Origin of the sequence: Pseudodesulfovibrio mercurii, assembly GCF_000189295.2 — a bacterium.
GTDB lineage: Bacteria > Desulfobacterota > Desulfovibrionia > Desulfovibrionales > Desulfovibrionaceae > Pseudodesulfovibrio > Pseudodesulfovibrio mercurii.
In genome coordinates this window covers 3,695,781-3,717,859 of sequence record NC_016803.1, presented here as the reverse complement: position 1 = coordinate 3,717,859, position 22,079 = coordinate 3,695,781, and the positions used below count along the sequence as shown (strand labels likewise).

Below are 22,079 nucleotides of genomic sequence, written 5' to 3'. Positions count from 1 at the left end.
AATTGGCTCTTGACCCCCCTCCGGCATCGGCTTAGAAAAAAGAAATTTTGCGCAATTGAAACTTTCTGTAGATATTATCAAAACCCAAAGAGAGGCAAAGATGGCCTTACACCTGGTTGACCACCCGCTGATCCGGCACAAGGTCGGTCTGCTCCGTCAGCACGACATTTCCACCAGCCATTTCCGAACCCTGGCCAACGAGATCACCCGCCTGCTGACCTACGAGGCGACCAAGGATTTCGAGACCGAAAAGAAGATCATCAAGGGCTGGGCGGGCAAGGTCGAGGTGGACTGCATCAAGGGCAAGAAGGTCACCGTGGTGCCCATCCTGCGCGCGGGCCTGGGCATGCTCGACGGCGTGTACGACATGATCCCCGGCGCCAAGGCGTCCGTGGTCGGCTTCTACCGCAACGAGGAGACCCTGGAGCCGGTCCAGTACTACGTCAAGCTGGCCAAGAACATCCAGGAGCGCATGGCGCTCATCCTGGACCCCATGCTCGCCACCGGCGGCACCCTGAACGCGACCATCAAGCTGCTCAAGGAAGCGGGCTGCAAGTCCATCCGCGGGCTGTTCCTGTGCGCCGCGCCCGAGGGCATCAACCGCATCCTGACGGAACACCCGGACGTGGACATCTACACCGCCGCGGTGGACGAGAAATTGAACGACGTGGGCTACATCATCCCCGGTCTCGGCGACGCGGGGGACAAGATATTCGGCACCAAATAGGCAACGGGGCACGCTTCAAAGCGTGCCTTTTTTTGAGACCCGAGGGGCAACACAGGAGTCGGGGGGCTCCGCAACCAAGAGAGGAGTCGGCAAACATGAGTGACGTGCATTCCACCGAGTACAATTTCAAACTAAAGGACGCGCTGCTCGGCGCGCAGATGCTCTTCGTGGCATTCGGCGCGCTGGTCCTGGTGCCCATCCTGACGGGCATCGATTCCAACGTGGCCCTGTTCACGGCGGGCATCGGCACCCTGCTGTTCCAGGTCATCACCAAGGGCAAGGTCCCGGTCTTCCTGGCCTCGTCCTTCGCCTTCCTGCCGCCGCTCTTCGCGGCCCAGCAGGGCGAGTTCACCTATCCCCAGATCATGTGCGGCCTGGTCGCGGCGGGCGGTCTGTACGTGATCATCAGCCTGTGCATCCGCTTCTTCGGCGCGGGCTTCCTGCACAAGCTCCTGCCCCCCATCGTCACCGGCCCGGTGATCATGCTCATCGGCCTGATTCTCTGCCCGGTGGCCGTGAACATGGCGATGGGTCACAACGGCCAGGTCTGGCTCGAACCCCAGATTCCGTCCATGATCGTGGCCGGCGTGGCCCTGCTGACGACCATCCTGGTCTCCCTGCTCGGCAAGGGCTGGCTCAAGCTCGTGCCCATCCTGTGCGGCATCGCGGCGGGCTACGTCTGCTCCCTGATCCTGGACGCCTCCGGCCTGACCGCCTCCATGTACAACGAATTCGTGGGCTCGGCCGTGGACGGCAAGATCAACGGCATGGGGTTGGCCCCGTGGATGGACGGCACCCTGATCTCCCTGGCCCCCGTGAGCCAGGCCAAGCTCTTCGCCATCCCGAACTTCTCCCTGCCCACCTGGAGCTGGGAGGCCATCCTCTACGTGGTGCCCATCGCCATCGCCCCGGCCATCGAGCACTTCGGCGACATCCTGGCCATCGGCTCCATCTCCGGCAAGGACTACGTCAAGGACCCCGGCATCCAGAACACCATGCTCGGCGACGGCCTGGCCACCTCCCTGGCCTCCATGCTCGGCGGCCCCCCGAACACCACCTACTCCGAGGTCTCCGGCGCCGTGGCCCTGACCCGCGCCTTCAACCCGGCCATCATGACCTGGGCGGCCATCACCGCCGTGCTGCTCGCCTTTGTCGGCAAGCTCGGCGGCTTGCTGAACACCATCCCCATGCCGGTCATGGGCGGCATCATGCTGCTCCTGTTCGGGGCCATCACCGTCATCGGCCTGAGCACCCTGGTCCGGGCCCAGCTCGACCTGCTCCTGCCGCGCAACATGATCATCGTGGCCATCATCCTGGTCTTCGGCCTGGGCGGCATGGTCCTGAACGTCGGCATCACCGATCTCAAGGGCATCGGCCTCGGCGCCATTGCGGGCGTGGTCCTGAACCTCATCCTGCCCTGCAAGGACTGCAACACCGAAAACGACCCCGCCGAACTCTAGCAACCCGTGCACCCAAGGCCCCCCTTCGCGCGAAGGGGGGCCTTTTCGTTTCGGATGGACCGCGCCGCCGTTAGCGGCTATGCTTCGCGGGTCCAAGGAGATTTGCCATGCGCGAAACCGTGACCGGCCTGGTCCTGACCTACAACGGCGAGCGGCTGCTCGAAAAATGCCTCAAGTCGCTCGACTTCTGCGACGAGCTGCTGGTGGTGGACTCGCAGTCCACGGACCGCACCCGCGAGATCGCCGAGGCCTGCGGCGCGCGGGTCCTGGTCCGCGCCTGGCCCGGCCCGGTGGACCAGTTCCGCTTCGCCCTGCGCGAGATCGGCACCACCTGGGTGGTCTCCCTGGACCAGGACGAGTTCCTGACCGACGAGCTGCGCCGCAACATCGAGGACAAGCTCGATGCCGACGAGCCCGTGGCGGGCTATTACGTGCCCAGGAGCTCCTTTTATTTCAACCGTTTCATGAAGCACTCCGGGTGGTACCCGGACTACCTGTTCCGAGTCTTCCGCAACGGCAAAATGGATGTCACGGCCTCGGGCGCGCACTACCACTTCAACCCGCGCGGCGAGACCCTGAAGCTCTCGGGCGACATCCTCCACTACCCCTACGAATCCTTCCGGCAGCACATGGACAAGATCAACTACTATGCCGAGGAGGGCGCGGCCGCCCTGCGCGAAAAGGGCCGCAGGGGCGGGCCGGGCCGGGCCCTGCTCCACGCCGTGGGGCGCTTCGTCAAGCTCTACCTGCTCAAGCTCGGCTTCCTGGACGGCACCGCCGGATTGTGCAATGCCCTGGCCGGATTCTACTACACCTTCCAGAAATACATCCGCGTGGAGGAGCGCGGGAAATGGGGTGACGGGTAGCCGATATTTCTTTCCATTTCCCCAATAAAATTGTTTCGATATCCCCTGCCTTGTGCTAATCATTCCCACATCGCGATCACATCCCATTTCTTTGGAGGAAACATGGACATCAACATTTCGCAAATGACGGATACTATTGTCAATTATGTCACGGAGTATGGCCTGCGCATCGTCGTGGCCCTGCTCATATTCGTTGTCGGACGGATCATCGCCAAGGCCCTAGCCAACGGGACCCAGAAGGTCCTGATCAAGGCCAAGGTGGACGAGACCCTGGCCACGTTCCTGAAAAACATCACCTACTACGCGCTGGTCGCCGCCGTGGTCATCGCGGCCCTGGGCCAGGCGGGCATCAACGTCACCAGCTTCCTGGCAGTACTCGGCGCCGCCGGCCTGGCCGTCGGCCTGGCCCTGAAGGATTCCCTGTCCAACTTCGCGGCGGGCGTCATGCTCATCCTGCTCAAGTTCTTCAAGAAGGGCGACTACGTCACCGCGGGCGGCGAGTCCGGCACGGTCACGGCCATCAACATCTTCAACACCGTGCTGACCACCCCGGACAACCGGGTCATCACCGTGCCCAACTCCGCCGTGCTCGGCGGGACCATCACCAACGTCACGGCCAACGACACCCGGCGCGTGGACATGGTCTTCGGCATCGGTTACGGCGACGACCTGCTCAAGGCCAAGAAGACCCTGGAGCGCATCGTCTCGGAAGAGCCGCGCGTCCTGGCCGAACCGGCCCCGACCATCGAGGTCTCCGAGCTGGCCGATTCCTCCGTGAATTTCGTGGTCCGGCCCTGGTGCAAGACCGGCGACTACTGGGGGGTGTTCTTCGCCCTGACCGAGAAGGTCAAGCTGGTTTTCGACCAGGAGGGCATTTCCATCCCGTTCCCTCAGCAGGACGTGCACATGTATCCCACGGACAAGCAGTAGGTTGCTGCAGGCGCAGCGAGCCTGAAGATTGATGGAAGGCCGCCCCTTGGGGCGGCCTTTTTTTGTGCTTGATGCGGGGGAAGGAAGAGGGAAGAGGAAAGAAGAAGAAGAGGAAGAGAAAGAGGAAGAGGGAGAGAAGAAAAGAGCCGTCGCTGGCGCTCCTCCAGGTTTAAAACAGCCCTCCCGGCGGGGTTCTTTCTTTTGCCGGCCCAAAAGAAAGAACCAAAGAAAAGGGCCGGGCCGTGGCGCGGCCGCCCGGGTTCGAGCGCCGAGAATCCGATCCGCTCGGGACGGCTCCATCCGAGCAAAAGTAGAGGGCGAGTCTCCACGGGAACGCCCCTTTTAAGGAATACCTCCGGGCCACGGGAGCGGAGCCGCCGCCGTCTCGCGGTCGGCTTCCAGGCCGAACAGGGCTCGCTGGGTGCTGGTGGGCCCTGCCGGGGTGGAAGGTTGGCCTTTGACGGGGTGTGCGGAGGACATCCTTTTGAAGGGGGATGAAGAGGCCTTTGGGGTGTACTATGAGTTGAGAGCCGCTGTCGGGTGTCTGCGCCACCCGAATCGCTCCGATGGGAAAAGAAAAAGGCCTTCGACTCGGTATCGAGTCGAAGGCCTTTTTGGGATTTGTTTTTTGCGGCCTGCGGGTGCGCAGGCAGTAAAATCGACGATTTTACTGGGCGTCGATCCAGGCGTTGGCTTCCTTGACGTCGAGGGTGCCGACGTAGATGGCCCGGCCGGAGATGGCGCCCTCCAGGCCCTTCTTGGACAGGGGGTAGAGATGCTTGATGTCGTCCAGGGTGTGGACGCCGCCGGCGGCGATGACCGGGATGGTCGTCTTGGCGCACAGGACGGCCAGGGCGTCGAGGTTGACGCCGGTCTGCATGCCGTCGCGGGCAATATCCGTGTAGACGATGAAGCGGATGCCGTCGGCTTCGAGCCGGGGCAGCACGTCGTCGATGGTCAGCCCCGCGTCCTCGACCCAACCCTTGGTCTTGAGCTTGCCGTCCACTGCGTCCAGGGACACGCCGATGCGGCCGGGCAGCGCCTTGCACAGGTCGGAGAACAGGGCCGGGTCCTCCAGGGCCATGGTCCCTATGATCAGCCGGTGCACGCCCGCCTCGATGTACTTTTGGGCCGTGGCGATGTCGCGGATGCCGCCGCCCAGCTGGACCGGGATGGTCAGCTCGGCGCAGATCGCCTTGATCAGCTCGAAATTCCGGGGCACGCCGGAAAAGGCCCCGTCCAGGTCCACCACGTGGAGGTAGCGCGCGCCCATGTCCTGCCAGGAGCGCGCCTGGGCCACCGGGTCCGGGGCGAACACCGTGACCGCGTCCTCCTTGCCCTGGGCCAGGCGGACGCATTCACCATTCTTGATATCGACAGCGGGAAAGAGAATCATAAGCCGAGTTCCGTGAGTTTCTCGTCGATGCCGTCCTGGGCCAGGCGGGTGGCGGTCACCCACTTGCCGCCCCGGGCGGCGAACTTCTTGGCGTTGTAGAGGTTCTCCAGCAGGGCCTGCTGGGTCTCCTCGTAGCGGGAGCGGATCATCCGCTCGTTCTTGACGTCGATGAGGTAGAAGTCGATGGCCACCGAGGCCGGGGTCTCCACGCCCGCGTCGCTGCCCACCCGCTCATGCCAGGTGGTCAACTGAGGCACCAGGAGAAAGTCTGCCTGGATGCACTTGCCCACGCCGAGCCAGTACTTCCACGCGGACACCTTGGGTTTGCCGGAGTCCTCGAACACGACCACGTCCTCGCACTGGCGCACGGCGTCCGGGGTGATGTAGTCGAAAACCTGGTGGGCGCGCAGGGTGTCCACCAGAATCATGTCCAGGGTTTCGAGGGTCCCGGCGGGCGCGGGCTTGCCCTCTTCCTCAAGGTAGCCGGCCAGCAGCTCCCAGTTGAAGGTCGGGTTGGTGAACCCGGCCACGGCCAGCTTGCCCTCGGGGCGCGGCACGGCCGCCGTGCGGGTCTTGCCGCAGCCGGCCACGGTAAGCAGGGCCACGCAGAGCAGGGCCAGTGCGGTGAAGACAGCGGAGCGTTTCATCAGTCGAGACTCCCTTTGGTGCTGGAGACGCCCTTGCGGCCCACCGTGACCGCCTGGGCCAGGGCCAGGCCCAGGGCCTTGAAGGCCGCTTCCAGCAGATGATGGCCGTTCAGGCCGTACTCGAATTTGACGTGCAGGTTCATGCCCGCCTTGTACGCAACGGACTTGAGAAATTCACGCCAGACGTCCTTTTCGTCGCCCGCGATGAAGTCGGGCAGGAGCGCGTCGTCATAGACGATGTACGGACGGCCGGACAGGTCCACGACCACTTCGGCCAGGGCCTCGTCCATGGGCACCTTGGCCGAGGCCACGCGGTTGATGCCCTGCTTGTCGCCCAGGGCCTCGGCCAGGGCCTGGCCCAGGCACAACCCGATGTCCTCGAGGCTGTGGTGGGTGTCGATCTCCAGGTCGCCCCGGCAGGTCAGGTCCAGGTCGAACCCGGCCCAGAAGGCGCACAGGGTGAGCATGTGATCCGCGAACCCGATGCCGGTGTCCACGTTCACGGTCCCCGTCCCGTCGAGGGTCAGGGTCAGTCTGATGTCCGTTTCCTTGGTGGTCCGAGCCACTGTGGCCTGGCGCATGGCGCACTCCTTTCCTGTAGAACGTAGCGTCATCCCCATACATAGAGGAAAAGACTAGAAAAATAAACAGGGCAGGCACCGGCTTTTGCGATGCCCGCCCCGGTTGCGGTCGTTACGGCGTCTCTTCCCCGCCGCCCTCGGCCGCCGCGTCCAGCTCGGCCTGGGCCTTGGCCTCGGCCTCGGCCAGCTTCTTCAGGTGGCGCTTCTCCTTCTTGCCGAAGAAGAAGGCCACCCAGATGCCGACCTCGTAGAGGACGATCAGCGGCCCGGCCATGAGGCACTGGGTGAAGGGATCCGGCGGGGTCAGGATGGCCGCCACCACAAAGGCGATCAGGATGGCGTACTTGCGCTTCTTGCGCAGCCCGGTGGATGAAACCAGCCCCAGCCGGGCCAGGAAGAAGATGAACAGGGGCAGTTCGAAGACGAACCCGAAGGCGAACAGCAGTTTCAGGCAGAAACTCAGGTATTCGTTGAGCTTGGGAACGAACTGGATGCCCTCGTTGGAGAATCCGGCAAAGAAGTCGAAGGCGTACGGGAAGACCTGGAAATAGCCGAACAGGGCGCCGCCGGTGAAGAACAGCCCGGACAGCAGGGCCATGGGCACCATCCACTTGCGCTCGTGGGAGTACAGGCCCGGCGCGATGAAGCCCCATATCTGGGCGAACACGTAGGGGCTGACCAGGAAGAGGCCCGCCACGATGGATATCTTGATGTGCGCGAAAAAGGCCTCTGCCGGGTAGGTGTACTGGAAGTGCCCTTCCCTGGCCACGGCCATGAGGGCCTTTTGCAGGGCGGCCATGAATATCTGCATCTGCTCGGGGTGGTGGAACCCGTTGGCCTCGAGCATCTTCTGGAAGACCGCGCCGAACTGCTGGTAGAACTCCGGGGTCAGCAGCGGCGTGGGACCGGCCTCGGCCTGCTTCTGAAAGACGTCGATCATGGGCTGCATGAGGATGTCGAACATCTGCCCGGCAAAGGAGTAGCAGGCGACCATGCCCACGCCCACGGCGATGAAGGCGCGGGTCAGGCGCGAACGGAGCTCGGCCAGGTGGTCGAGCAGGGACATCTGCGCCCCCTCGCCGTCGCCGGGCTCCTCGTCGTCCTCGTCTTCCTCGGGCTCGTCGGCATCGTCCTCGGGCTCGTCCCGCTGAATGCCGTCGGCCGGATCGTCCGTTCCGCCGTCGCCGGAACCGCCGCCAGCCGCCACGGGCACGGCCGCGTCGCCGGACTCGTCCGCGCCCTCGGCCTCGGCGGCCTCGTCCGCGTCGTCGGAACCGATCTCGGCATATCCGGGCAGATCGGAATAATCGGGCACGTACGCCGCATAGCCCGTCTCGGTCTTCGCCTCGGCGGAATCGGTCGGCGCCTCGACGGAATCAGCCGACTCCTCGGCGGATTCAGCCGGGTCCTCGTCCAACAGGGAAGGATCCTCGTCGGGCGTCACCGGGGTCTCGGCAACGGACTTCTCTTCGGTCTCTTTGACGTCGTCTTTATCGGAACGCATTCGAACCTAGGCCTTCTTCTCTTCGGCCCCGGCTTCCTCGGCCGTGGCCGCGGCATCCTTGGACGGTTCGGACGCGGGCGCGGCTTCGGCGGCAGCGGCCTCGGCGGCTGCGGCCTCCTCCTTGGCCTTGGCGGCCTTGCGCTTGGCCAACTCGGCGTCCACTTCCTTCTTGCGCGACTCGGCCTCGGCCTTGGAGACCTCCACGTCCAGGGTGGACTTGACCTCGTTGCCGACGCGCTTGAACTCGGCCACGCCCTTGCCCAGAGAGCGCAACAGCTCGGGCAGCTTCTGGGGGCCGATGACGATGAGGGCCACCACGCAGATAATCAGTAATTCGGGTCCGCCTATTCCAAACATATGCTCACCTGGGGCTGGGGGTTGCTCACTCGGGTTATTCCCATTCGATGGTGCTCGGCGGCTTGGAGGAGATGTCCAGAACCACGCGGTTGACGCCCTTGACTTCGCGGATGATCCGGTTGGACATGCGGGCCAGCAGCTCCGAGGGGAGCCGCGACCAGTCCGCGGTCATGGCGTCCAGCGAATCCACGATGCGCAGGGCGATGACGTTCTCATAGGTCCGGTCGTCGCCCATGACGCCCACGGTCTTGAGCGGCAGGAGCACGGCGAAGCCCTGCCAGACCTTGCGGTACCAGTCGGCGGCCATCATCTCGTTCTGGACGATCTTGTCGGCCAGGCGGAGGATCTGGAGGCGCTCCTCGGTGACTTCGCCGATGACGCGGATGGACAGCCCCGGACCGGGGAACGGCTGACGCCAGATGATGTGCTCGGGCAGGCCGAGCTCATAGGCCGCGCGGCGCACCTCGTCCTTGAACAGCTCGCGCAGGGGCTCCACCAACTTGAGATTCATGGTCTCGGGCAGGCCGCCCACGTTGTGGTGGGACTTGATCACCGCCGAGGGGCCCTTGAAGGATTCGGACTCGATGACGTCCGGGTACAGGGTGCCCTGCCCCAGGAATTCCACGCCCTTGATGGCCTTGGCCTCGCGGTCGAAGACCTCGATGAACTTATGGCCGATGATCTTGCGCTTCTTCTCCGGGTCCTCGACGCCCTTGAGGTTGTCCAGGAACTCGCTCGAGGCGTCCACCATCTTGACGTTCAGGTCGAAGTGTTCGGCCAGGAAGCCGATGACCTCCTCGCGTTCGCCCATGCGCAGCAACCCGTTGTCCACGAAGATGCAGTGCAGGTTCTTGCCGATGGCCTTGTGCAGCATGACCGCGGCCACGGTGGAGTCGATGCCGCCGGACAGTCCGAGCACGACCTTGGCGTCGCCCACCTGCTCCTTCAGGGATTCGATGGTCGTGTCCACGAAGGAGGACATGGACCAGGAGGCCTCAAGCCCGGCCACCTTGAACAGGAAGTTCTGGATGATCAGGGAGCCGTCCGTGGTGTGGGCCACCTCGGGGTGGAACTGGAGGGCGTAGAACTTCCGTTTCGGGTCGCCCATGGCCGCGAACTCGATGGAGTCGGTCTTGCCCATGGGCACGAACCCTTCGGGCAGCGCCTCGACGCGGTCGCCGTGGGACATCCACACGGTCAGGTCGTCCTTGTCCTTCACTCCGTCGAACAGGATGCAGTCGTTCTGGGCGGTGAACTGGGCGCGGCCGTATTCACGGTCCGTGGAGGCCACCACCCGGCCGCCCAGGTTGTGGGCCAGCAGCTGCATGCCGTAGCAGATGCCCAGCACCGGAATGCCCATGTCGAGGTATTCCATGTTCAGCGCGGGGCAGCCGCCTTCCAGGACGCTGGACGGGCCGCCGGACAGGATCAGGGCCGAGGGCTTGAACGCCTTGACCCGCTCGGGATCGACGTTGCAGGGGTGAATCTCGGAATACACCCCGGCCTCGCGCACTCGGCGTGCGATCAGCTGAGTGAACTGGCTGCCAAAATCAAGGATGAGTACTCTGTTGTCGTGCATGCGTTTCTCTCTAATTCACAATGGGAGAAATGAAAAGGCGAATTACCATTACCGGGGGTCGCCGGGGCTAGCCCTCGCCCCGGTAGTTGGGCGATTCCTTGGTGATGGTCACGTCGTGGACGTGGGACTCGCGCAGCCCGGCCGAGGAGATCTGGACCAGCTTGGCCTTCTCGTACAGCTCCTGGATGGTGGCCGAGCCGGTGTAGCCCATGCCCGAGCGCAGGCCGCCGATGAACTGGTACAGGGACTCGCCCACCTTGCCGCGATACGGCACCCGGCCGACGATGCCCTCGGGGACCAGCTTCTTGGACTTCTCCTGGAAGTAGCGGTCGGAGCTGCCCTTCTTCATGGCGTCGATGGAGCCCATGCCCCGGTACTGCTTGTAGGTCCGGCCCTGGAACAGGATGGTCTCGCCCGGGGACTCCTCGGTGCCCGCCAGGACCGAGCCCATCATGCAGGAGTGCGCGCCCACGGCGAGCGCCTTGACCACGTCGCCGGAGTACTTGATGCCGCCGTCGGCGATGATGCACCGGTCGGCCTCGCGGGCGGCCCGGCTGGCCTCCATGACCGCGGTGATCTGCGGCACGCCCACGCCGGCCACGATGCGGGTGGTGCAGATGGAGCCGGGGCCGATGCCGACCTTGACCGTGTCCACGCCCGCCTCGATAAGCGCCTTGGCGCCCTCGTAGGTGGCCACGTTGCCGCCGACCAGCTGGACCTGGGGGAAGGCGGCGCGCAGCTCGCGAACGGACTTGAGGATGTTCTCGGAGTGGCCGTGGGCCGAATCCAGGACCAGGAAGTCCGCGCCCGCGTGCAGCAGGGCCTCGGACCGGGTCAGGCAGTCCTTGCCGACGCCGATGGCCGCGCCGACCAGCAACCGTCCGCGACCGTCCTTGACCGCGTCGGGGTACTTCTTGTGCTTGTTGATGTCCTTGATGGTGATCAACCCCTTGAGACGGTTCTCCTCGTCCACCACGAGCAGCTTCTCGATGCGGTGCTGGTGCAGCTTGCGCTTGGCCTCCTCGTTGTCGATGCCCTCGGGCACGGTGACCAGGTCTCGGGAGGTCATCAGCTCGGAGACCATGGACTTGTCGTCCTGGACGAAGCGGATGTCGCGGTTGGTGATGATGCCCACCAGATGGTCGCCCTTGACCACGGGCAGACCGGAGATGCGGTACTCGCTCATGATCGCCTTGACCTTGCCCAGGTCGTCGTCGGGATGGACCGTGATGGGGTCGGAGATCATGCCGGACTCGGACTTCTTGACCCGGTCGATCTCCCTCGCCTGCTCGCGCACGGACATGTTCTTGTGGATGACGCCCGCCCCGCCGTGCCGGGCCATGGAGATGGCCATGCGGGACTCGGTGACCGTGTCCATGGCGGCCGAGATCAGCGGAATGTTCAGTTTGATCCCCGGGGTGAGGTAGGTGGACACGTCCACCGCGTCGGGCAGGATGTTGGAATATGCAGGCATCAACAGGACATCGTCGAAAGTCAGTGCCTTATCGAGTATTTTGCTCATGTCATTCCTCCAGAGCTTGGTTGGCTGTATACGACAAGGCCGAGCGTCGCGCCCGGCCTCGTTGTTCCCTTTATAGGCCCAGGTAGGCCCGTTTTACCTGCTCGTTCGCGAGCAGCTTGTCGCAGGTGTCGGACAGGACCACCCTCCCGTTCTCCATGACGTACCCGCGGTGCCCGATCTTGAGGGCCAGGTTGGCGTTCTGCTCCACCAGGAAGATGGTCGTGTTGTTCTCGCTGTTGACCTTCCTGATGATCTCGAAGATCTGCTTGACCACCAGCGGGGCCAGCCCCATGGACGGCTCGTCCAGGAGCAGGAGCGTGGGCCGGGCCATGAGCGCGCGGCCGATGGCCAGCATCTGCTGCTCGCCGCCGGACAGGGTACCGCCCTGCTGCCTGCGCCGCCGGGCCAGGATGGGGAAGAGGTCGAAGCAGTACTCCATGTCCCGCTTGATCTCCGCCTTGTTCTTGCGCATGAACGCGCCCATGTCCAGGTTCTCCTGGACGGTCAGTTCGGGAAAGATCAGGCGGCCTTCGGGCACCTGGCAGATGCCCCGGCTGACGATGGCGTTGGGCGAAAGCTTGGTGATGTCGTCGTCCTGGTACAGGACCTGGCCGCTGCGGGCCTGGACCACGCCGCAGATGGTCATCAGGGTGGTGGACTTGCCCGCGCCGTTGGCCCCGATCAGGGTGATGATCTCGCCCCGGTCCACATACAGGTCCACGTCGTACAGGGCCTGGATGTTGCCGTAAAAGCTGTTGACGTTCTTGAGTTCGAGCATCCTGCTAGTCATCGTGTTCCTCCCCGAGGTAGGCCTTGATGACCTCCGGATTCGCCGCGATCTCATCGGGCGTGCCGTCCGCGATCATCCGCCCGTAGTCCAGGACGTAGATGCGGTCGGACATGGACATGACCATCTTCATGTCGTGCTCGATGAGCATGATGGAGATGTTGAACTGTTCGCGGATGTGAAGGATCAGCTCCTCCAGGTCCCGGGTCTCCTGCGGGTTCATGCCCGCGGCGGGCTCGTCCAGGAGCAGGAGGAACGGGTCCGTGGCCATGGCCCGTGCGATCTCGAGGCGGCGCTGCTTGCCGTAGGGCATGTTCATGGCCAGCTCGTTGACGAACTCCGAGAGCCCGACCATCTCCAGCAGATCGTAGGATTTCTGGATGACCGCCTGCTCTTCGCGGCGCGTTGCCCGGTTGCGCGAGATGGCTCCCCAGATGGAGGACTTGGTCCGGCAGTGGGTGCCGATCATGACGTTCTCGAGCGCGGTCATGGACGGGAACAGGCGGATGTTCTGGAAGGTCCGGGCCATGCCCAGCTCGGTCACGAGGTTGGGCTTCTTGCCGTTGATGCGCCGGGTGTGCCCCTCGGCCTTGGGGTCGATGAGCACATCGCCGGCCGTGGGCGTGTAGATGCCGGTGATGCAGTTGAAGAAGGTGGTCTTGCCCGCGCCGTTAGGCCCGATCAGGGCCACGATCTCCTTGTCGTTGACCACGAGATCGACTTCGTCCAGGGCGCGGATGCCCCCGAAGTCCTTGCTCACGGCGCTGACGTTCAGGACTGGATTACTCATGGGCGGCCCCCGTGTCTGCGACCTTGTATTGATAGATCTTGCGCTTGGCGCTGATCAGTCCCTGGGGCCGGAAGACCATGACCAGGACCATGATGGACCCGAACAGGAGCATGCGGAACTGGGCGAACTCGCGCAGGTACTCGGGCACCAGGATGAGGATGACGGCCCCGGCGATGACGCCCCGGATGGAGCCCATGCCGCCGATGACCACGATGGAAAGAATGATGGCCGATTCCCAGAAGGTGAACGAGGCCGGGTTGATGAAGGTCGTCTTGGCCGCGAAGACCACGCCGGCCATGCCCGCCCAGGTGGCGCCCAGGGCGAAGGCCATGAGCTTGGTCTTCATCTTGTCGATGCCCATGGCCTGACAGGCGATCTCGTCCTCGCGCAGGGCCAGCCAGGCGCGCCCGATGCGGGAGTTCTGCAGCCGGTTGACGCAGAAGATGGTCAGGACCATCAGGCCGACCATGATGTAGAACATGTACAGGGTGGACCCTTCCACGTTGAGTTCGAGGCCGAACAGGCCGGGCCGGGCGATGGACGAAATACCGGAGGGGCCCATGGTCACGTCGCCCCAGTTCTCGAGGATCAGGCGGATGATCTCGCCGAAGCCCAGGGTGACGATGGCCAGGTAGTCACCCTTGAGCCGGAGCACCGGGAAACCGAGCAGGAGGCCGAGAACGGCCCCGAGGACCGCGCCCACGGGGAGCATGTACCAGAAGCCCAAGTGCCAATGCATGTTGCACAGGGCGTAGGCGTAGGCGCCCACGGCGTAGAAGGCCACGTACCCCAGGTCGAGCAGACCCGCCAGCCCGACCACGATGTTCAGCCCCAGGCCGAGCACGATGTAGATCAGGCAGGTGATCATGATGTTGGTCTGATAGAGATTGAAGACCAGGGGGAAGGCCACGGCGGCCAGGGCCAGCACGCCCAGGGCCGCGAGCTTGAAGACCGGATGGGACTGCATCTGGGTCAGCAGGGCCTCGAAGGGGGTCTCCTTGCGGGAGTCGTCCTTCTTGAGTTCCTTGCGGGCCAGCAGCCAGCGCCAGACGAAGGAACCGAAGAAGACGGCCGCGGCCACATAGCCGATCCGCTGCCAGTGCCAGACCACGGTGTGCTCGATGGTGTTCACCCGGATGACCATGATCGGGAAGGTCAGGAAGATGAACCACAGGGCCGCCAGCAGAGACTTGCGGACCGCCTGGGCGTACCCGTCGCACCCCGCGGCCAGGAAGTTCCTGACGTAGTTCTGGTTCATGGTGTTGTTTGCGTTGCTCACTGTATATTCCTTGCGCGGTGAGCGGCTTGTTCGAGCCGCGATGATGCCTTAGACCTTCTGGGTCTTTTCCTTGCCCATGATGCCCGACGGCCTGAAGATCAGGATGAGGACGAGCAGCAGGAAGGCGAAAACGTCCTCGTAGTCCGAGGAGACGTACCCGGTGGCGAAGGCCTCGGTCAGGCCGAGAACCAGGCCGCCGAGCATGGCTCCGGGCAGGGAGCCGATGCCGCCGAGCACTGCGGCGGTGAACGCCTTGATGCCCGCGATGAAGCCTATGTAGTAGTTGATCTGGCCGATGTGCGAGGCGATGAGCACGCCGCCCACGGCCGCCAGGCTCGAACCGATGATGAAGGTGGCGGAGATGACCATGTCCACGTTGATGCCTACCAGCATGGCCATCTTGCGGTTCTGGGCCGTGGCCCGCATGGCCTTGCCCAGCTTGGTGAACTTGATGAACAGCGTGAGCCCCACGCAGGAGGCGACGGTGGCCAGGATGATGACCAGTTCGGCCGAACTCATGACCGTGCCCAGTTTCTTCATGAAGCCGAAGTGCGGGATGAGCTCGGGAAAGGGCAGGAAGTCCGAGGTCTGGGCGAGCATGACGTAGTTCTGGAGGAAGATCGACATGCCGATGGCCGAGATGAGGGGCGACAGGCGGGGGGCGTTGCGTAGCGGCTTGTAGGCCATCTTCTCGATGGTGAAGCCGTAGGCCGCCGCCCAGATGACCGCGCACACGATGGCGATGACCAGGATGGCCGGGCCGGGGAAGCCCAGCATGGTCAGCAGCCCGGCCACGATGAGCCCGGTGAAGGCGCCGATCATGTATATCTCGCCGTGCGCGAAGTTGATCAGCTCGATGATGCCGTAGACCATGGTGTAGCCCAGGGCGATCAGAGCATAGATGCTGCCGCGGGTGAGGCCCCCCATGAACAGCTCAAGGAAATATTCCATTGTCGTGATTCCTGTTCATTAAATAAATCCAGGGGACGGGCTTTGGCCCGTCCCCTGGTATAATCCGCTTGGAAGCCTATAGTTACTTGACTTCCACGTAGTTGCCGTCTTTCACCTGGTACATGGAGAAACCGACGCCTTCGGCGTCGCCCTTGGCGTCGAACTTGATCTTGCCGACCGGGGTGTCCACGTAGCTGGTGCGCAGGGCGTTGCAGACCGCGTCGTAATCGGTGCTGCCGGCGACCTTGACCGCGTTCAGCAGGGCCAGGGCGGCGGAGTACGCCTCGGGGAAGAAGGCGCCGGGCTCGGTGCCGTACTTGGCCTTGTGGGCGGCGACGGCCTCAAGGTACAGGGGGTTCTTGGAGAAGTCCATGGGACCGGAGGCGTACACGCCCTCGGCGTACTTGCCGGCGACCTTGATGAAGGTGTCGTCCTTCACGCCGTCATCGGACAGGAAGGGAATTTCCAGGCCCTTCTTGCGCATGCCGGTGACGATCTTGGAGGCCTCGGGATGGTAGCCGCCGAAGATGACGCCGTCAGCGCCGGAGCTCTTGATCTTCTGGACAACGGCGGAGTAGTCCACCGCGCCGGGGGTCACGCCCTCGAACAGGGCGACTTCCATGCCGGGATCGGCCTCGACGAACTGCTTGGCGAAGGTGGCGAAGCCCTTGCCGTAGTCGCCCTTGTCGTGGATGACGGCGATCTTCTTGAGACCGAGGCTCTTGGCGTAGGAGACATCCAGGGCGGCCTGGGCGTCATCGGAGGAGATGGTGCGGAAGAAGTTCGGGTAATCGCCGGACTGGGTCAGCGGCGGGTTGGTGGCAGACGGGGACATGACCACGATCTTGCCGGACAGGTAGATGGGCAGCGCGGCCTTGGTGGCGCCGGAGCAGATGTGGCCCAGCACGATCTTCACGCCGTCGGAGAGCAGCTTGGTGGCGACGTTGGTGGCCAGCTCGGGCTTGCACTGGTCGTCCTGAGGCATGACCTCGACCATGGCGCCATTGATGCCGCCGGCCGCGTTGATCTTCTCGGCCACCAGCTCGGCGGCGTTGACGGTGGGCAGGCCATAGGACGCCAGATCGCCGGAATGGGCGCCGGCCACGCCGAGGACGAGCTTCTGGGCCGGAGCGGGCGCCTTGGCGACCTCGCCGGTTTCCACGTCGGCCTTCTTGTCGTTTTTCTCATCCTTTTTCGCTTCGCCGCCACAGGCCGCCAGCATGGCCGCCATGACGAGACACAGAGCAATCAGACTCAGCTTGACTCTCATGCTACCTCTCCTCGAAATGTATAAGGGTTCGTTACCACTCAATGTGCTAAACCGGTTGACCGCCGGAAATGCCGTCTCCAGCGGGTAAAGCCACGGAATGTGACATTGTAGTTATTTTCAGCCTCTTGTCAATCCTGTAGGGGGCTATGTTACAGAACACAACCACATGGGATCGTTGATGATCCTAATTGGCCAACTCCTGGCGGGCCAGCTTTATCATTTCCGCATCTTGTTTTTCCAAAGCCAGGACCTTTTCGAAGTATGTTTGGGCAACGTCCGGTTTTTGCAAATTATGCTTGTAAATCACGCCCAGATTGAAAAGCGCCAGGGTGTCCTCGGGGTCGACCTTGAGGATGGTCTCGTAGGCCTCCACGGCCTTGGGGTACTCCTGCTTGTTGAAGTAGGCAATGCCCACGGCCTTGAGCACCGTGACGTCGTCCGGCTTGAGCTGCCGGGCCTTTTCCAGCGGCTCCAGGGCGCGGTCCCAGGCGCGCATCATCAGGAACGAGTTGCCCAGGCCGACCAGGGCGTCCAGGTCGTCCGGGTTCTGCTTGACCCGGTCCATGTACTCCTTGACCCGGGACATGGCCCCGTTCATGGCCCCGCCCATGGCCGGGCCGCCCTCCCCTTCGCCCGCGTCGGCGAAGCTGCGCGAGGCCTGGGCCCGGACGAACAGGTTGGGGTTCTCCATGCGATAGATGAAGCTGGTCGCGAACATGGCCGCGAGCGACACGAACACGGCCAGGATCACGGCCTTGCGGCCGAACGGGACGCGGCTATCCGTCATGGTCGTCCCCCAGGAGTTCCAGCTGACGGATGCGCTTTTCCAGCCCGGCGGAGCGGGAGGCCAGGAAGGCCAGATAGCCGGCCACGCCGAGCCAGACGGCCACGTTGGCGATGAAGATGTAGACGGTTGCGGACATGGTGTATCCTCGCTGTAGCGTGTTGGTTTTATTCCTCGTCCCAGACGAGCATGGCCTCGAGACGGGCCTTCTGGCCGAGCTGGCGGATGCGGGTCAGGAGCATGGCCCCCCAGAGCAGCCCGAAGGCGACGAGCCCGGCGAAGACCGTGTACCACATGCGCGCCTCCATGCCCGAGCCCTGGCGGGCCAGGCCGTCGGGATGGGCGCTGCCCCAGAGCTTGGCCGCGAAGAAGACCAGGGGCACGTCCAGGAAGGCGACGATGCCGAGCACGGCGCAGACCAGGGCCTTGCGGTCGCGGCCCATGGGGGTGTTGCGCAGGACCAGGTAGCCCGCGTAGACGTACCACATGATCAGGGCGGTGGTCAGCTTCGGGTCCCACAGCCACCAGTGGCCCCATTCGGCCCTGGCCCAGGTGGACCCGGAGAGAAGGGTCATGGTGGCGAAGAGCACGCCCAGCTCCCCTGCCCCGGCCGCCACCCGGTCGTACCGGTCGCTGCGGGTGAACAGGTAGAGGATGGAGGCGACAAAGACCACGAAGAAGGAGACCAGCGCCCACCAGGAGCACGGCAGGTGCATGTAAAAGATTTTCTGCACCGGCCCGGACTGGGCGATGGGCGCGTAGTACCAGATCATGACCTGGTGGGCCACCAGGGCGATGCCCGCCAGGATGGCCAGTATGCTGACTTTCATAACTATTCTTCCCCACTATAGACGAACGGGAACAGGAACAGCCCGGCCCCGCCGAACAGGCAGTCAAAGGCGAAGATCAGGCCGAGCCACTTGTCGTAGCCCATGGTGTGCTCGGGCGAGAAACACAGGCCGAACAGGGTGATGCCGGACAGGAGCACGGGCAGGAGCAGCGGGAACACGATGACCGACAGCAGCGACTCGCGGGCCGCCTGCCCCTGGGAGAGCGCCCCGAGGAGCGCGCCGATGATGACCAGTCCGGCGTCCGCGCCGAACAGCGTGACCCAGAGCAGCCACCACGGGCCGTTGACCGTCTGGCCCAGGAAGGCCGCCGTGGCCGGGAGAAAGACCAACTGCGAGACGAACAGCAGGCCGAACCCGGCCAGTCCCTTGCCCAGCCAGACCGCGTGCACCGGCGCGGGCGAGGACAGGATGCCGATCCGCGCGCCGTTCATTTCCTCTATGGAAAACAGGTCGTTGAAGACCAGGACCAGACCGAAGGCCGAGGCCAGCCAGAAGATGGCCCCCGCGGCCTGGGGCGAGATGGCCCCGCCCAGCGGCTTGGACAGCGAAAACAGGAAGATCAGCAGCAGGCCGAGCAGGACCGCCTGGACCAGCCCCTGCCCGCCGGACAGGGAGAGCTTGAGGTCCTTTTTGGCGATGACCAGGGTGCGTTTCAGCATGCGCCCTCCGGAGTGTAGGCCGAGGCCGGACCGAAATACTCCGCCCGGCGGCCGCCCAGGGCAAGGACCGTGTCGGCCAGGGCCGCGTCCTCGACCACGTGGTGGCTGATCCAGACGATGGCCGTGCCCTGGTCGCGCAGCCCGGTGATCTCCCCGCGCAGCCGCCTGAGCGACGCCGGGTCCAGCCCGGTGCCGGGCTCGTCGAGAAAGATGAGCCTCGGGTCCGCCTGGTAGATGCGCGCCAGGTTGAGGCGCTGGGCCATGCCGCGCGAGAACGACCCGGCCTTTTCCTCGGCCGCCCGCTCCAGCCCGACCCGCTTGAGCAGGGCCATGAGCTCGTCCCGGGACGGGGAGAGCCCGTACATGGCCCCCCAGAACTTCAGATTCTCCAGGGCGGACAGACCGGGATAGAGGAAGGTGGCGTGGCCCAGGTAGGCCACGTCCTCGGGGTCGAGGTCGAGCACGACCTCCCCGGCCGACGGCTTGCTCAACCCGGCCATGATGCGCATAAGCGTGGACTTGCCCGCGCCGTTGGGACCGGCCACCAGCATTATCTCGCCCGGCCGGACCTCGCAGGATATCTCCTTGAAGACGAGCTTGTTGCCGAAGAACTTGGCCGCCCGCCTCACGGTCAGCAGCGGTTTGCCCGCGCCGGACATCCTAGCGGACCTCTCCGGGCCGGGGCGTGCGCCTGAGCAGCAGGAAGGCGAGCAGGCACATGATCGTGCCGCCGATCCAGATCCAGTTGACCAGCGGGTTGACGCTGATCTTGAAGCTCGCCTTGTTGTCCTCGGTCAGGCCGAGCAGCGTGGCGTAGAGCTCGTCGCCGAAACTCGGCACGGTGGCCACCTCGGCGTACTGCTGGTTGCTGAAATTCTTGTAGATACGCTTGTCGGGCCGGAGCACGCCCTTGTCCCGGCCGTCCTTGGTCACGGCCAGGGTGGCCGTGGCACGGGCCAGGATGTCGCCCACGTTGCGATCCTCCTGGAGGCCGGTGTAGGTCACGGTGAACTCGCCGATGGCCACGGATTCGCCCTGGGCCAGGACGACCTCGCGCTCGGTCTTGTACGGCCCGGAAAAGGCCACGCCCAGGGCCAGCAGCACCAGCCCCACGTGGACGCCGTAGGCCCCCCAGGACTGGCGCACGGCGCGCAGGGCCGGGTACAGGGCGAAGAGCAGCCCCACGCCGACCAGGGCGGCCACCGAGGCGGCGGCGGTCAGGGCGGCCAGGATGTTGGTCATGCCCGACAGGTAGAACCCGGCGAAGGCGACCACCAGGACCGCGGCCACCGCGCTCAGCCCCTTCACGTTGCGCACCCCGCCCTTCCAGCCCAGCCAGGGGCAGAAGCAGAAGATGAGCACCAGGAAGGCCATGAACGGCAGGCAGACCCGGTTGTAGAAATGGGCGTCCAGCCCCATGGGGGACGCGGTCCACAGGCGGCTGATGACCGGCCACATGGTCCCCAGGGTGACCACCAGGCCGAGCGCCAGGAGGAACCAGGCGGTAATGACCAGCATGCCCTGGCGGCTGAAGAAGTCGGACAGGGAGCGATGCACCTGCCGCTCGGACAGGAAGACGATCATCAGGGTCACGGCCAGGATGATCATCATGGACCAGAACAGGGGCTGGGCCACGCCGGACTCGCCGAAGGTGTGCAGGGAGTCGATGACCCCGGACCGGGTCAGGTAGGTGGAGAAGATGCACAGGACCAGGGTCAGGGACATGAGGAAGACGTTGGTCCGTTGCAGGGCGTTGCGCCGGGACTCGATGATGGTCGTGTGCAGCACGGCGGTGCCCGCGAACCAGGGGATCAGCGAGGCGTTCTCCACCGGGTCCCAGGCCCAGTAGCCGCCCCAGCCGAGCTCCATGTAGGACCACCAGCCGCCCAGAATGATGCCCGCGGTCAGAAAGATCCAGGCCAGGACGTTCCAGTTGCGGACCACCTTGATCCAGGACTTCCGCTCGCCCGCGATGGACGACGCCAGGGCCGCGCAGGCCGGGATGGTGTACAGGGCGAAGCCCATGAACAGCAGCGGCGGATGGAAGATCATGCCGGGGTTGCGCAGCAGCGGGTTCAGGCCGCGTCCGTCGCCCGGGGCCGGGACGATCTCGATGAACGGGTTGGACCAGCCGGTCAGCAGGAGCAGGAAGAAGCCCTGCACGGCCAGGAAAAAGAGCCAGAAGAAGAGCTTGGTGTCGGCGGTCAGGGACCTGTAGCCGGGCGTGGCCGCGAAGATCATGCCGGACACGGCGATGATCAGCTCCCAGCACAGCAGCGACCCCTCGCGGCCGCCCCACAGGGCGGTCAGGGTGTAGATGAAGGACAGGGCGTTGTCCACGTTGTTGTAGACGTAGCGGAAGGAGTAGTCCCGCGTGGTCAGGGCCGCCAGCAGGACCAGGGTGGAGAAGATGACGCCGCAGGCGGCGATGAACTGGCCCCGCTCGACGACCACCAGGGCCTCGCCCTTCCTGTTCCAGGCGGCGAACCCGGCGAATCCGGCGAGAAAGAGGAAGGCGAGCAGGGAAAACAGTAAACCGACGTATCCGGTCAGATGCATAGAGGCTCCTTACGACAAATTCGACAAGCTGGGAAAGGGATCGCCGGGCCGTGAACCGGCACGTCCCTCCGGCGGGTCCGACGGGGATAGGGGGGAAAGGACCGGGGCGCAATCATGTGAAAAAGATTTCACTAACCCGCCTGCCCCTGCTGCGCGTCCATCTGCTTGCTCTTCTCCTCGTACTTGGAGGGGCACTTGGTGACCAGGGTCCTGGCCACGAAGACCCGGCCGTCCGGCGAGAACTTCCCTTCCACGATGACCTCCACGTCGGCCTTGAAGGTGTCGGGCAGCGCGCCCTTGTATTCCACCCGCAGGGTCTTGTCGTGATCCACCTTGTCCACCAGGTCGAAGTCCGCCCCGAGCTTGCCGTCGGCGATGGACAGTCCCCTGGGCGAGACCTTGCCGAAGAGCCGGGCGTTGCCGATTTCGGCGCGGTCCTGGGCCAGGGCCTCGGTCACGTTGAGGAAGTAGACCGAATCCTGGGTCAGGCCGGAAAAGATGAGGTAGGACAGGCCGCCCAGGAAGAGCACCAGGGCGACGGCGTACACGATTTTGCTGGAATTCTTGGCCATATGGTTCC

23 protein-coding genes are annotated in these 22,079 nt (G+C 64.4%); 4 read left to right on the top strand and 19 right to left on the bottom strand.

All coding sequences use genetic code 11. The features are described 5' to 3' along the window. The first annotated feature begins 100 nt into the window (after window positions 1-100). The 4 genes from upp to DND132_RS16705 all read left to right on the top strand — a co-directional run bounded on the left by upp (window position 101) and on the right by DND132_RS16705 (window position 3,983). The gene (gene upp, locus DND132_RS16720; protein ID WP_014323952.1) at window positions 101-727 is read left to right on the top strand and encodes a uracil phosphoribosyltransferase; all 627 of its coding nucleotides are present in this window, start codon (window positions 101-103) and stop codon (window positions 725-727) included. A gap of 95 nt (window positions 728-822) precedes the next feature. Beyond that, window positions 823-2,187 carry a uracil-xanthine permease family protein gene (locus tag DND132_RS16715; protein WP_014323951.1) on the top strand — a complete coding sequence of 455 codons (1,365 nt, stop codon included), beginning with the start codon at window positions 823-825 and terminating at the stop codon, window positions 2,185-2,187. A 107-nt stretch (window positions 2,188-2,294) separates the two neighbouring features. After that, window positions 2,295-3,053, top strand: a complete 759-nt coding sequence (locus DND132_RS16710; RefSeq protein WP_014323950.1) for a glycosyltransferase family 2 protein — start codon at window positions 2,295-2,297, stop codon at window positions 3,051-3,053. Window positions 3,054-3,155: 102 nt separating this feature from the next. Next, complete coding sequence (locus DND132_RS16705; protein ID WP_014323949.1) at window positions 3,156-3,983, top strand: mechanosensitive ion channel family protein; 828 nt, start codon at window positions 3,156-3,158, stop codon at window positions 3,981-3,983. 667 nt (window positions 3,984-4,650) lie between these two features. On the opposite strand, the gene hisA is transcribed toward DND132_RS16705, so the two are convergent. From hisA to DND132_RS16615, 19 genes are all read right to left on the bottom strand, one after another. Continuing rightward, window positions 4,651-5,379, bottom strand: coding sequence for a 1-(5-phosphoribosyl)-5-[(5-phosphoribosylamino)methylideneamino]imidazole-4-carboxamide isomerase (gene hisA / locus DND132_RS16700; RefSeq protein ID WP_014323948.1), 729 nt, complete (start codon window positions 5,377-5,379; stop codon window positions 4,651-4,653). Then, a complete protein-coding gene (locus tag DND132_RS16695) occupies window positions 5,376-6,026 on the bottom strand; it encodes a hypothetical protein (protein ID WP_014323947.1) in 651 nt (216 codons plus the stop codon). The genes hisA and DND132_RS16695 overlap by 4 nt, the downstream gene beginning before the upstream one ends. Beyond that, window positions 6,026-6,607: an imidazoleglycerol-phosphate dehydratase HisB gene (gene hisB / locus DND132_RS16690; RefSeq protein WP_014323946.1), complete on the bottom strand. Its 582-nt coding sequence runs from the start codon at window positions 6,605-6,607 to the stop codon at window positions 6,026-6,028. The genes DND132_RS16695 and hisB overlap by 1 nt, the downstream gene beginning before the upstream one ends. A gap of 112 nt (window positions 6,608-6,719) precedes the next feature. Next, window positions 6,720-8,111 (bottom strand): twin-arginine translocase subunit TatC, encoded by a 1,392-nt coding sequence (tatC, locus tag DND132_RS16685; RefSeq protein ID WP_014323945.1) that lies wholly within the window; start codon window positions 8,109-8,111, stop codon window positions 6,720-6,722. 6 nt (window positions 8,112-8,117) lie between these two features. After that, window positions 8,118-8,468, bottom strand: coding sequence for a Sec-independent protein translocase protein TatB (gene tatB / locus DND132_RS16680; RefSeq protein WP_014323944.1), 351 nt, complete (start codon window positions 8,466-8,468; stop codon window positions 8,118-8,120). Window positions 8,469-8,502: 34 nt separating this feature from the next. Further along, the gene (guaA, locus tag DND132_RS16675; RefSeq protein WP_014323943.1) at window positions 8,503-10,047 is read right to left on the bottom strand and encodes a glutamine-hydrolyzing GMP synthase; all 1,545 of its coding nucleotides are present in this window, start codon (window positions 10,045-10,047) and stop codon (window positions 8,503-8,505) included. A gap of 67 nt (window positions 10,048-10,114) precedes the next feature. Next, a complete protein-coding gene (guaB, locus tag DND132_RS16670; RefSeq protein ID WP_014323942.1) occupies window positions 10,115-11,569 on the bottom strand; it encodes an IMP dehydrogenase in 1,455 nt (484 codons plus the stop codon). 70 nt (window positions 11,570-11,639) lie between these two features. Continuing rightward, a complete protein-coding gene (locus DND132_RS16665) occupies window positions 11,640-12,347 on the bottom strand; it encodes an ABC transporter ATP-binding protein (RefSeq protein ID WP_041915840.1) in 708 nt (235 codons plus the stop codon). 4 nt (window positions 12,348-12,351) lie between these two features. Further along, the gene (locus DND132_RS16660) at window positions 12,352-13,146 is read right to left on the bottom strand and encodes an ABC transporter ATP-binding protein (protein WP_014323940.1); all 795 of its coding nucleotides are present in this window, start codon (window positions 13,144-13,146) and stop codon (window positions 12,352-12,354) included. Next, window positions 13,139-14,404, bottom strand: coding sequence for an ABC transporter permease subunit (locus DND132_RS16655; protein WP_050814027.1), 1,266 nt, complete (start codon window positions 14,402-14,404; stop codon window positions 13,139-13,141). Before DND132_RS16655 ends, DND132_RS16660 begins: the two co-directional genes overlap by 8 nt. Window positions 14,405-14,473: 69 nt before the next feature. Beyond that, a complete protein-coding gene (locus DND132_RS16650) occupies window positions 14,474-15,376 on the bottom strand; it encodes a branched-chain amino acid ABC transporter permease (protein WP_014323938.1) in 903 nt (300 codons plus the stop codon). Window positions 15,377-15,458: 82 nt separating this feature from the next. Next, entirely contained in the window at window positions 15,459-16,646 is a 1,188-nt protein-coding gene (locus DND132_RS16645; RefSeq protein ID WP_014323937.1) for a branched-chain amino acid ABC transporter substrate-binding protein, read from the bottom strand. 184 nt (window positions 16,647-16,830) lie between these two features. Beyond that, the gene (locus DND132_RS16640) at window positions 16,831-17,433 is read right to left on the bottom strand and encodes a tetratricopeptide repeat protein (protein WP_014323936.1); all 603 of its coding nucleotides are present in this window, start codon (window positions 17,431-17,433) and stop codon (window positions 16,831-16,833) included. Further along, window positions 17,423-17,569: a CcmD family protein gene (locus DND132_RS18120; protein ID WP_014323935.1), complete on the bottom strand. Its 147-nt coding sequence runs from the start codon at window positions 17,567-17,569 to the stop codon at window positions 17,423-17,425. The genes DND132_RS16640 and DND132_RS18120 overlap by 11 nt, the downstream gene beginning before the upstream one ends. A gap of 28 nt (window positions 17,570-17,597) precedes the next feature. Further along, on the bottom strand, window positions 17,598-18,260 hold the full coding sequence (locus DND132_RS16635) for a cytochrome c biogenesis protein (protein WP_014323934.1): 663 nt from the start codon (window positions 18,258-18,260) through the stop codon (window positions 17,598-17,600). A gap of 2 nt (window positions 18,261-18,262) precedes the next feature. Next, window positions 18,263-18,940, bottom strand: a complete 678-nt coding sequence (locus DND132_RS16630; protein WP_014323933.1) for a heme exporter protein CcmB — start codon at window positions 18,938-18,940, stop codon at window positions 18,263-18,265. Beyond that, window positions 18,934-19,599 carry an ABC transporter ATP-binding protein gene (locus tag DND132_RS16625; RefSeq protein ID WP_014323932.1) on the bottom strand — a complete coding sequence of 222 codons (666 nt, stop codon included), beginning with the start codon at window positions 19,597-19,599 and terminating at the stop codon, window positions 18,934-18,936. Before DND132_RS16625 ends, DND132_RS16630 begins: the two co-directional genes overlap by 7 nt. Before the next feature lies 1 nt (window position 19,600). Then, complete coding sequence (locus tag DND132_RS16620; RefSeq protein WP_014323931.1) at window positions 19,601-21,499, bottom strand: heme lyase CcmF/NrfE family subunit; 1,899 nt, start codon at window positions 21,497-21,499, stop codon at window positions 19,601-19,603. A 131-nt stretch (window positions 21,500-21,630) separates the two neighbouring features. Beyond that, window positions 21,631-22,071 (bottom strand): cytochrome c maturation protein CcmE, encoded by a 441-nt coding sequence (locus DND132_RS16615; RefSeq protein ID WP_014323930.1) that lies wholly within the window; start codon window positions 22,069-22,071, stop codon window positions 21,631-21,633. Window positions 22,072-22,079 lie beyond the last annotated feature (8 nt).

Coding starts and splice junctions, on each gene's coding strand:
- upp (WP_014323952.1), top strand. CDS start 101: ATGGCCTTACACCTGGTTGACCACCCGCTGATCCGGCACAAGGTCGGT.
- DND132_RS16715 (WP_014323951.1), top strand. CDS start 823: ATGAGTGACGTGCATTCCACCGAGTACAATTTCAAACTAAAGGACGCG.
- DND132_RS16710 (WP_014323950.1), top strand. CDS start 2,295: ATGCGCGAAACCGTGACCGGCCTGGTCCTGACCTACAACGGCGAGCGG.
- DND132_RS16705 (WP_014323949.1), top strand. CDS start 3,156: ATGGACATCAACATTTCGCAAATGACGGATACTATTGTCAATTATGTC.
- hisA (WP_014323948.1), bottom strand. CDS start 5,379: ATGATTCTCTTTCCCGCTGTCGATATCAAGAATGGTGAATGCGTCCGC.
- DND132_RS16695 (WP_014323947.1), bottom strand. CDS start 6,026: ATGAAACGCTCCGCTGTCTTCACCGCACTGGCCCTGCTCTGCGTGGCC.
- hisB (WP_014323946.1), bottom strand. CDS start 6,607: ATGCGCCAGGCCACAGTGGCTCGGACCACCAAGGAAACGGACATCAGA.
- tatC (WP_014323945.1), bottom strand. CDS start 8,111: ATGCGTTCCGATAAAGACGACGTCAAAGAGACCGAAGAGAAGTCCGTT.
- tatB (WP_014323944.1), bottom strand. CDS start 8,468: ATGTTTGGAATAGGCGGACCCGAATTACTGATTATCTGCGTGGTGGCC.
- guaA (WP_014323943.1), bottom strand. CDS start 10,047: ATGCACGACAACAGAGTACTCATCCTTGATTTTGGCAGCCAGTTCACT.
- guaB (WP_014323942.1), bottom strand. CDS start 11,569: ATGAGCAAAATACTCGATAAGGCACTGACTTTCGACGATGTCCTGTTG.
- DND132_RS16665 (WP_041915840.1), bottom strand. CDS start 12,347: ATGCTCGAACTCAAGAACGTCAACAGCTTTTACGGCAACATCCAGGCC.
- DND132_RS16660 (WP_014323940.1), bottom strand. CDS start 13,146: ATGAGTAATCCAGTCCTGAACGTCAGCGCCGTGAGCAAGGACTTCGGG.
- DND132_RS16655 (WP_050814027.1), bottom strand. CDS start 14,404: ATGAACCAGAACTACGTCAGGAACTTCCTGGCCGCGGGGTGCGACGGG.
- DND132_RS16650 (WP_014323938.1), bottom strand. CDS start 15,376: ATGGAATATTTCCTTGAGCTGTTCATGGGGGGCCTCACCCGCGGCAGC.
- DND132_RS16645 (WP_014323937.1), bottom strand. CDS start 16,646: ATGAGAGTCAAGCTGAGTCTGATTGCTCTGTGTCTCGTCATGGCGGCC.
- DND132_RS16640 (WP_014323936.1), bottom strand. CDS start 17,433: ATGACGGATAGCCGCGTCCCGTTCGGCCGCAAGGCCGTGATCCTGGCC.
- DND132_RS18120 (WP_014323935.1), bottom strand. CDS start 17,569: ATGTCCGCAACCGTCTACATCTTCATCGCCAACGTGGCCGTCTGGCTC.
- DND132_RS16635 (WP_014323934.1), bottom strand. CDS start 18,260: ATGAAAGTCAGCATACTGGCCATCCTGGCGGGCATCGCCCTGGTGGCC.
- DND132_RS16630 (WP_014323933.1), bottom strand. CDS start 18,940: ATGCTGAAACGCACCCTGGTCATCGCCAAAAAGGACCTCAAGCTCTCC.
- DND132_RS16625 (WP_014323932.1), bottom strand. CDS start 19,599: ATGTCCGGCGCGGGCAAACCGCTGCTGACCGTGAGGCGGGCGGCCAAG.
- DND132_RS16620 (WP_014323931.1), bottom strand. CDS start 21,499: ATGCATCTGACCGGATACGTCGGTTTACTGTTTTCCCTGCTCGCCTTC.
- DND132_RS16615 (WP_014323930.1), bottom strand. CDS start 22,071: ATGGCCAAGAATTCCAGCAAAATCGTGTACGCCGTCGCCCTGGTGCTC.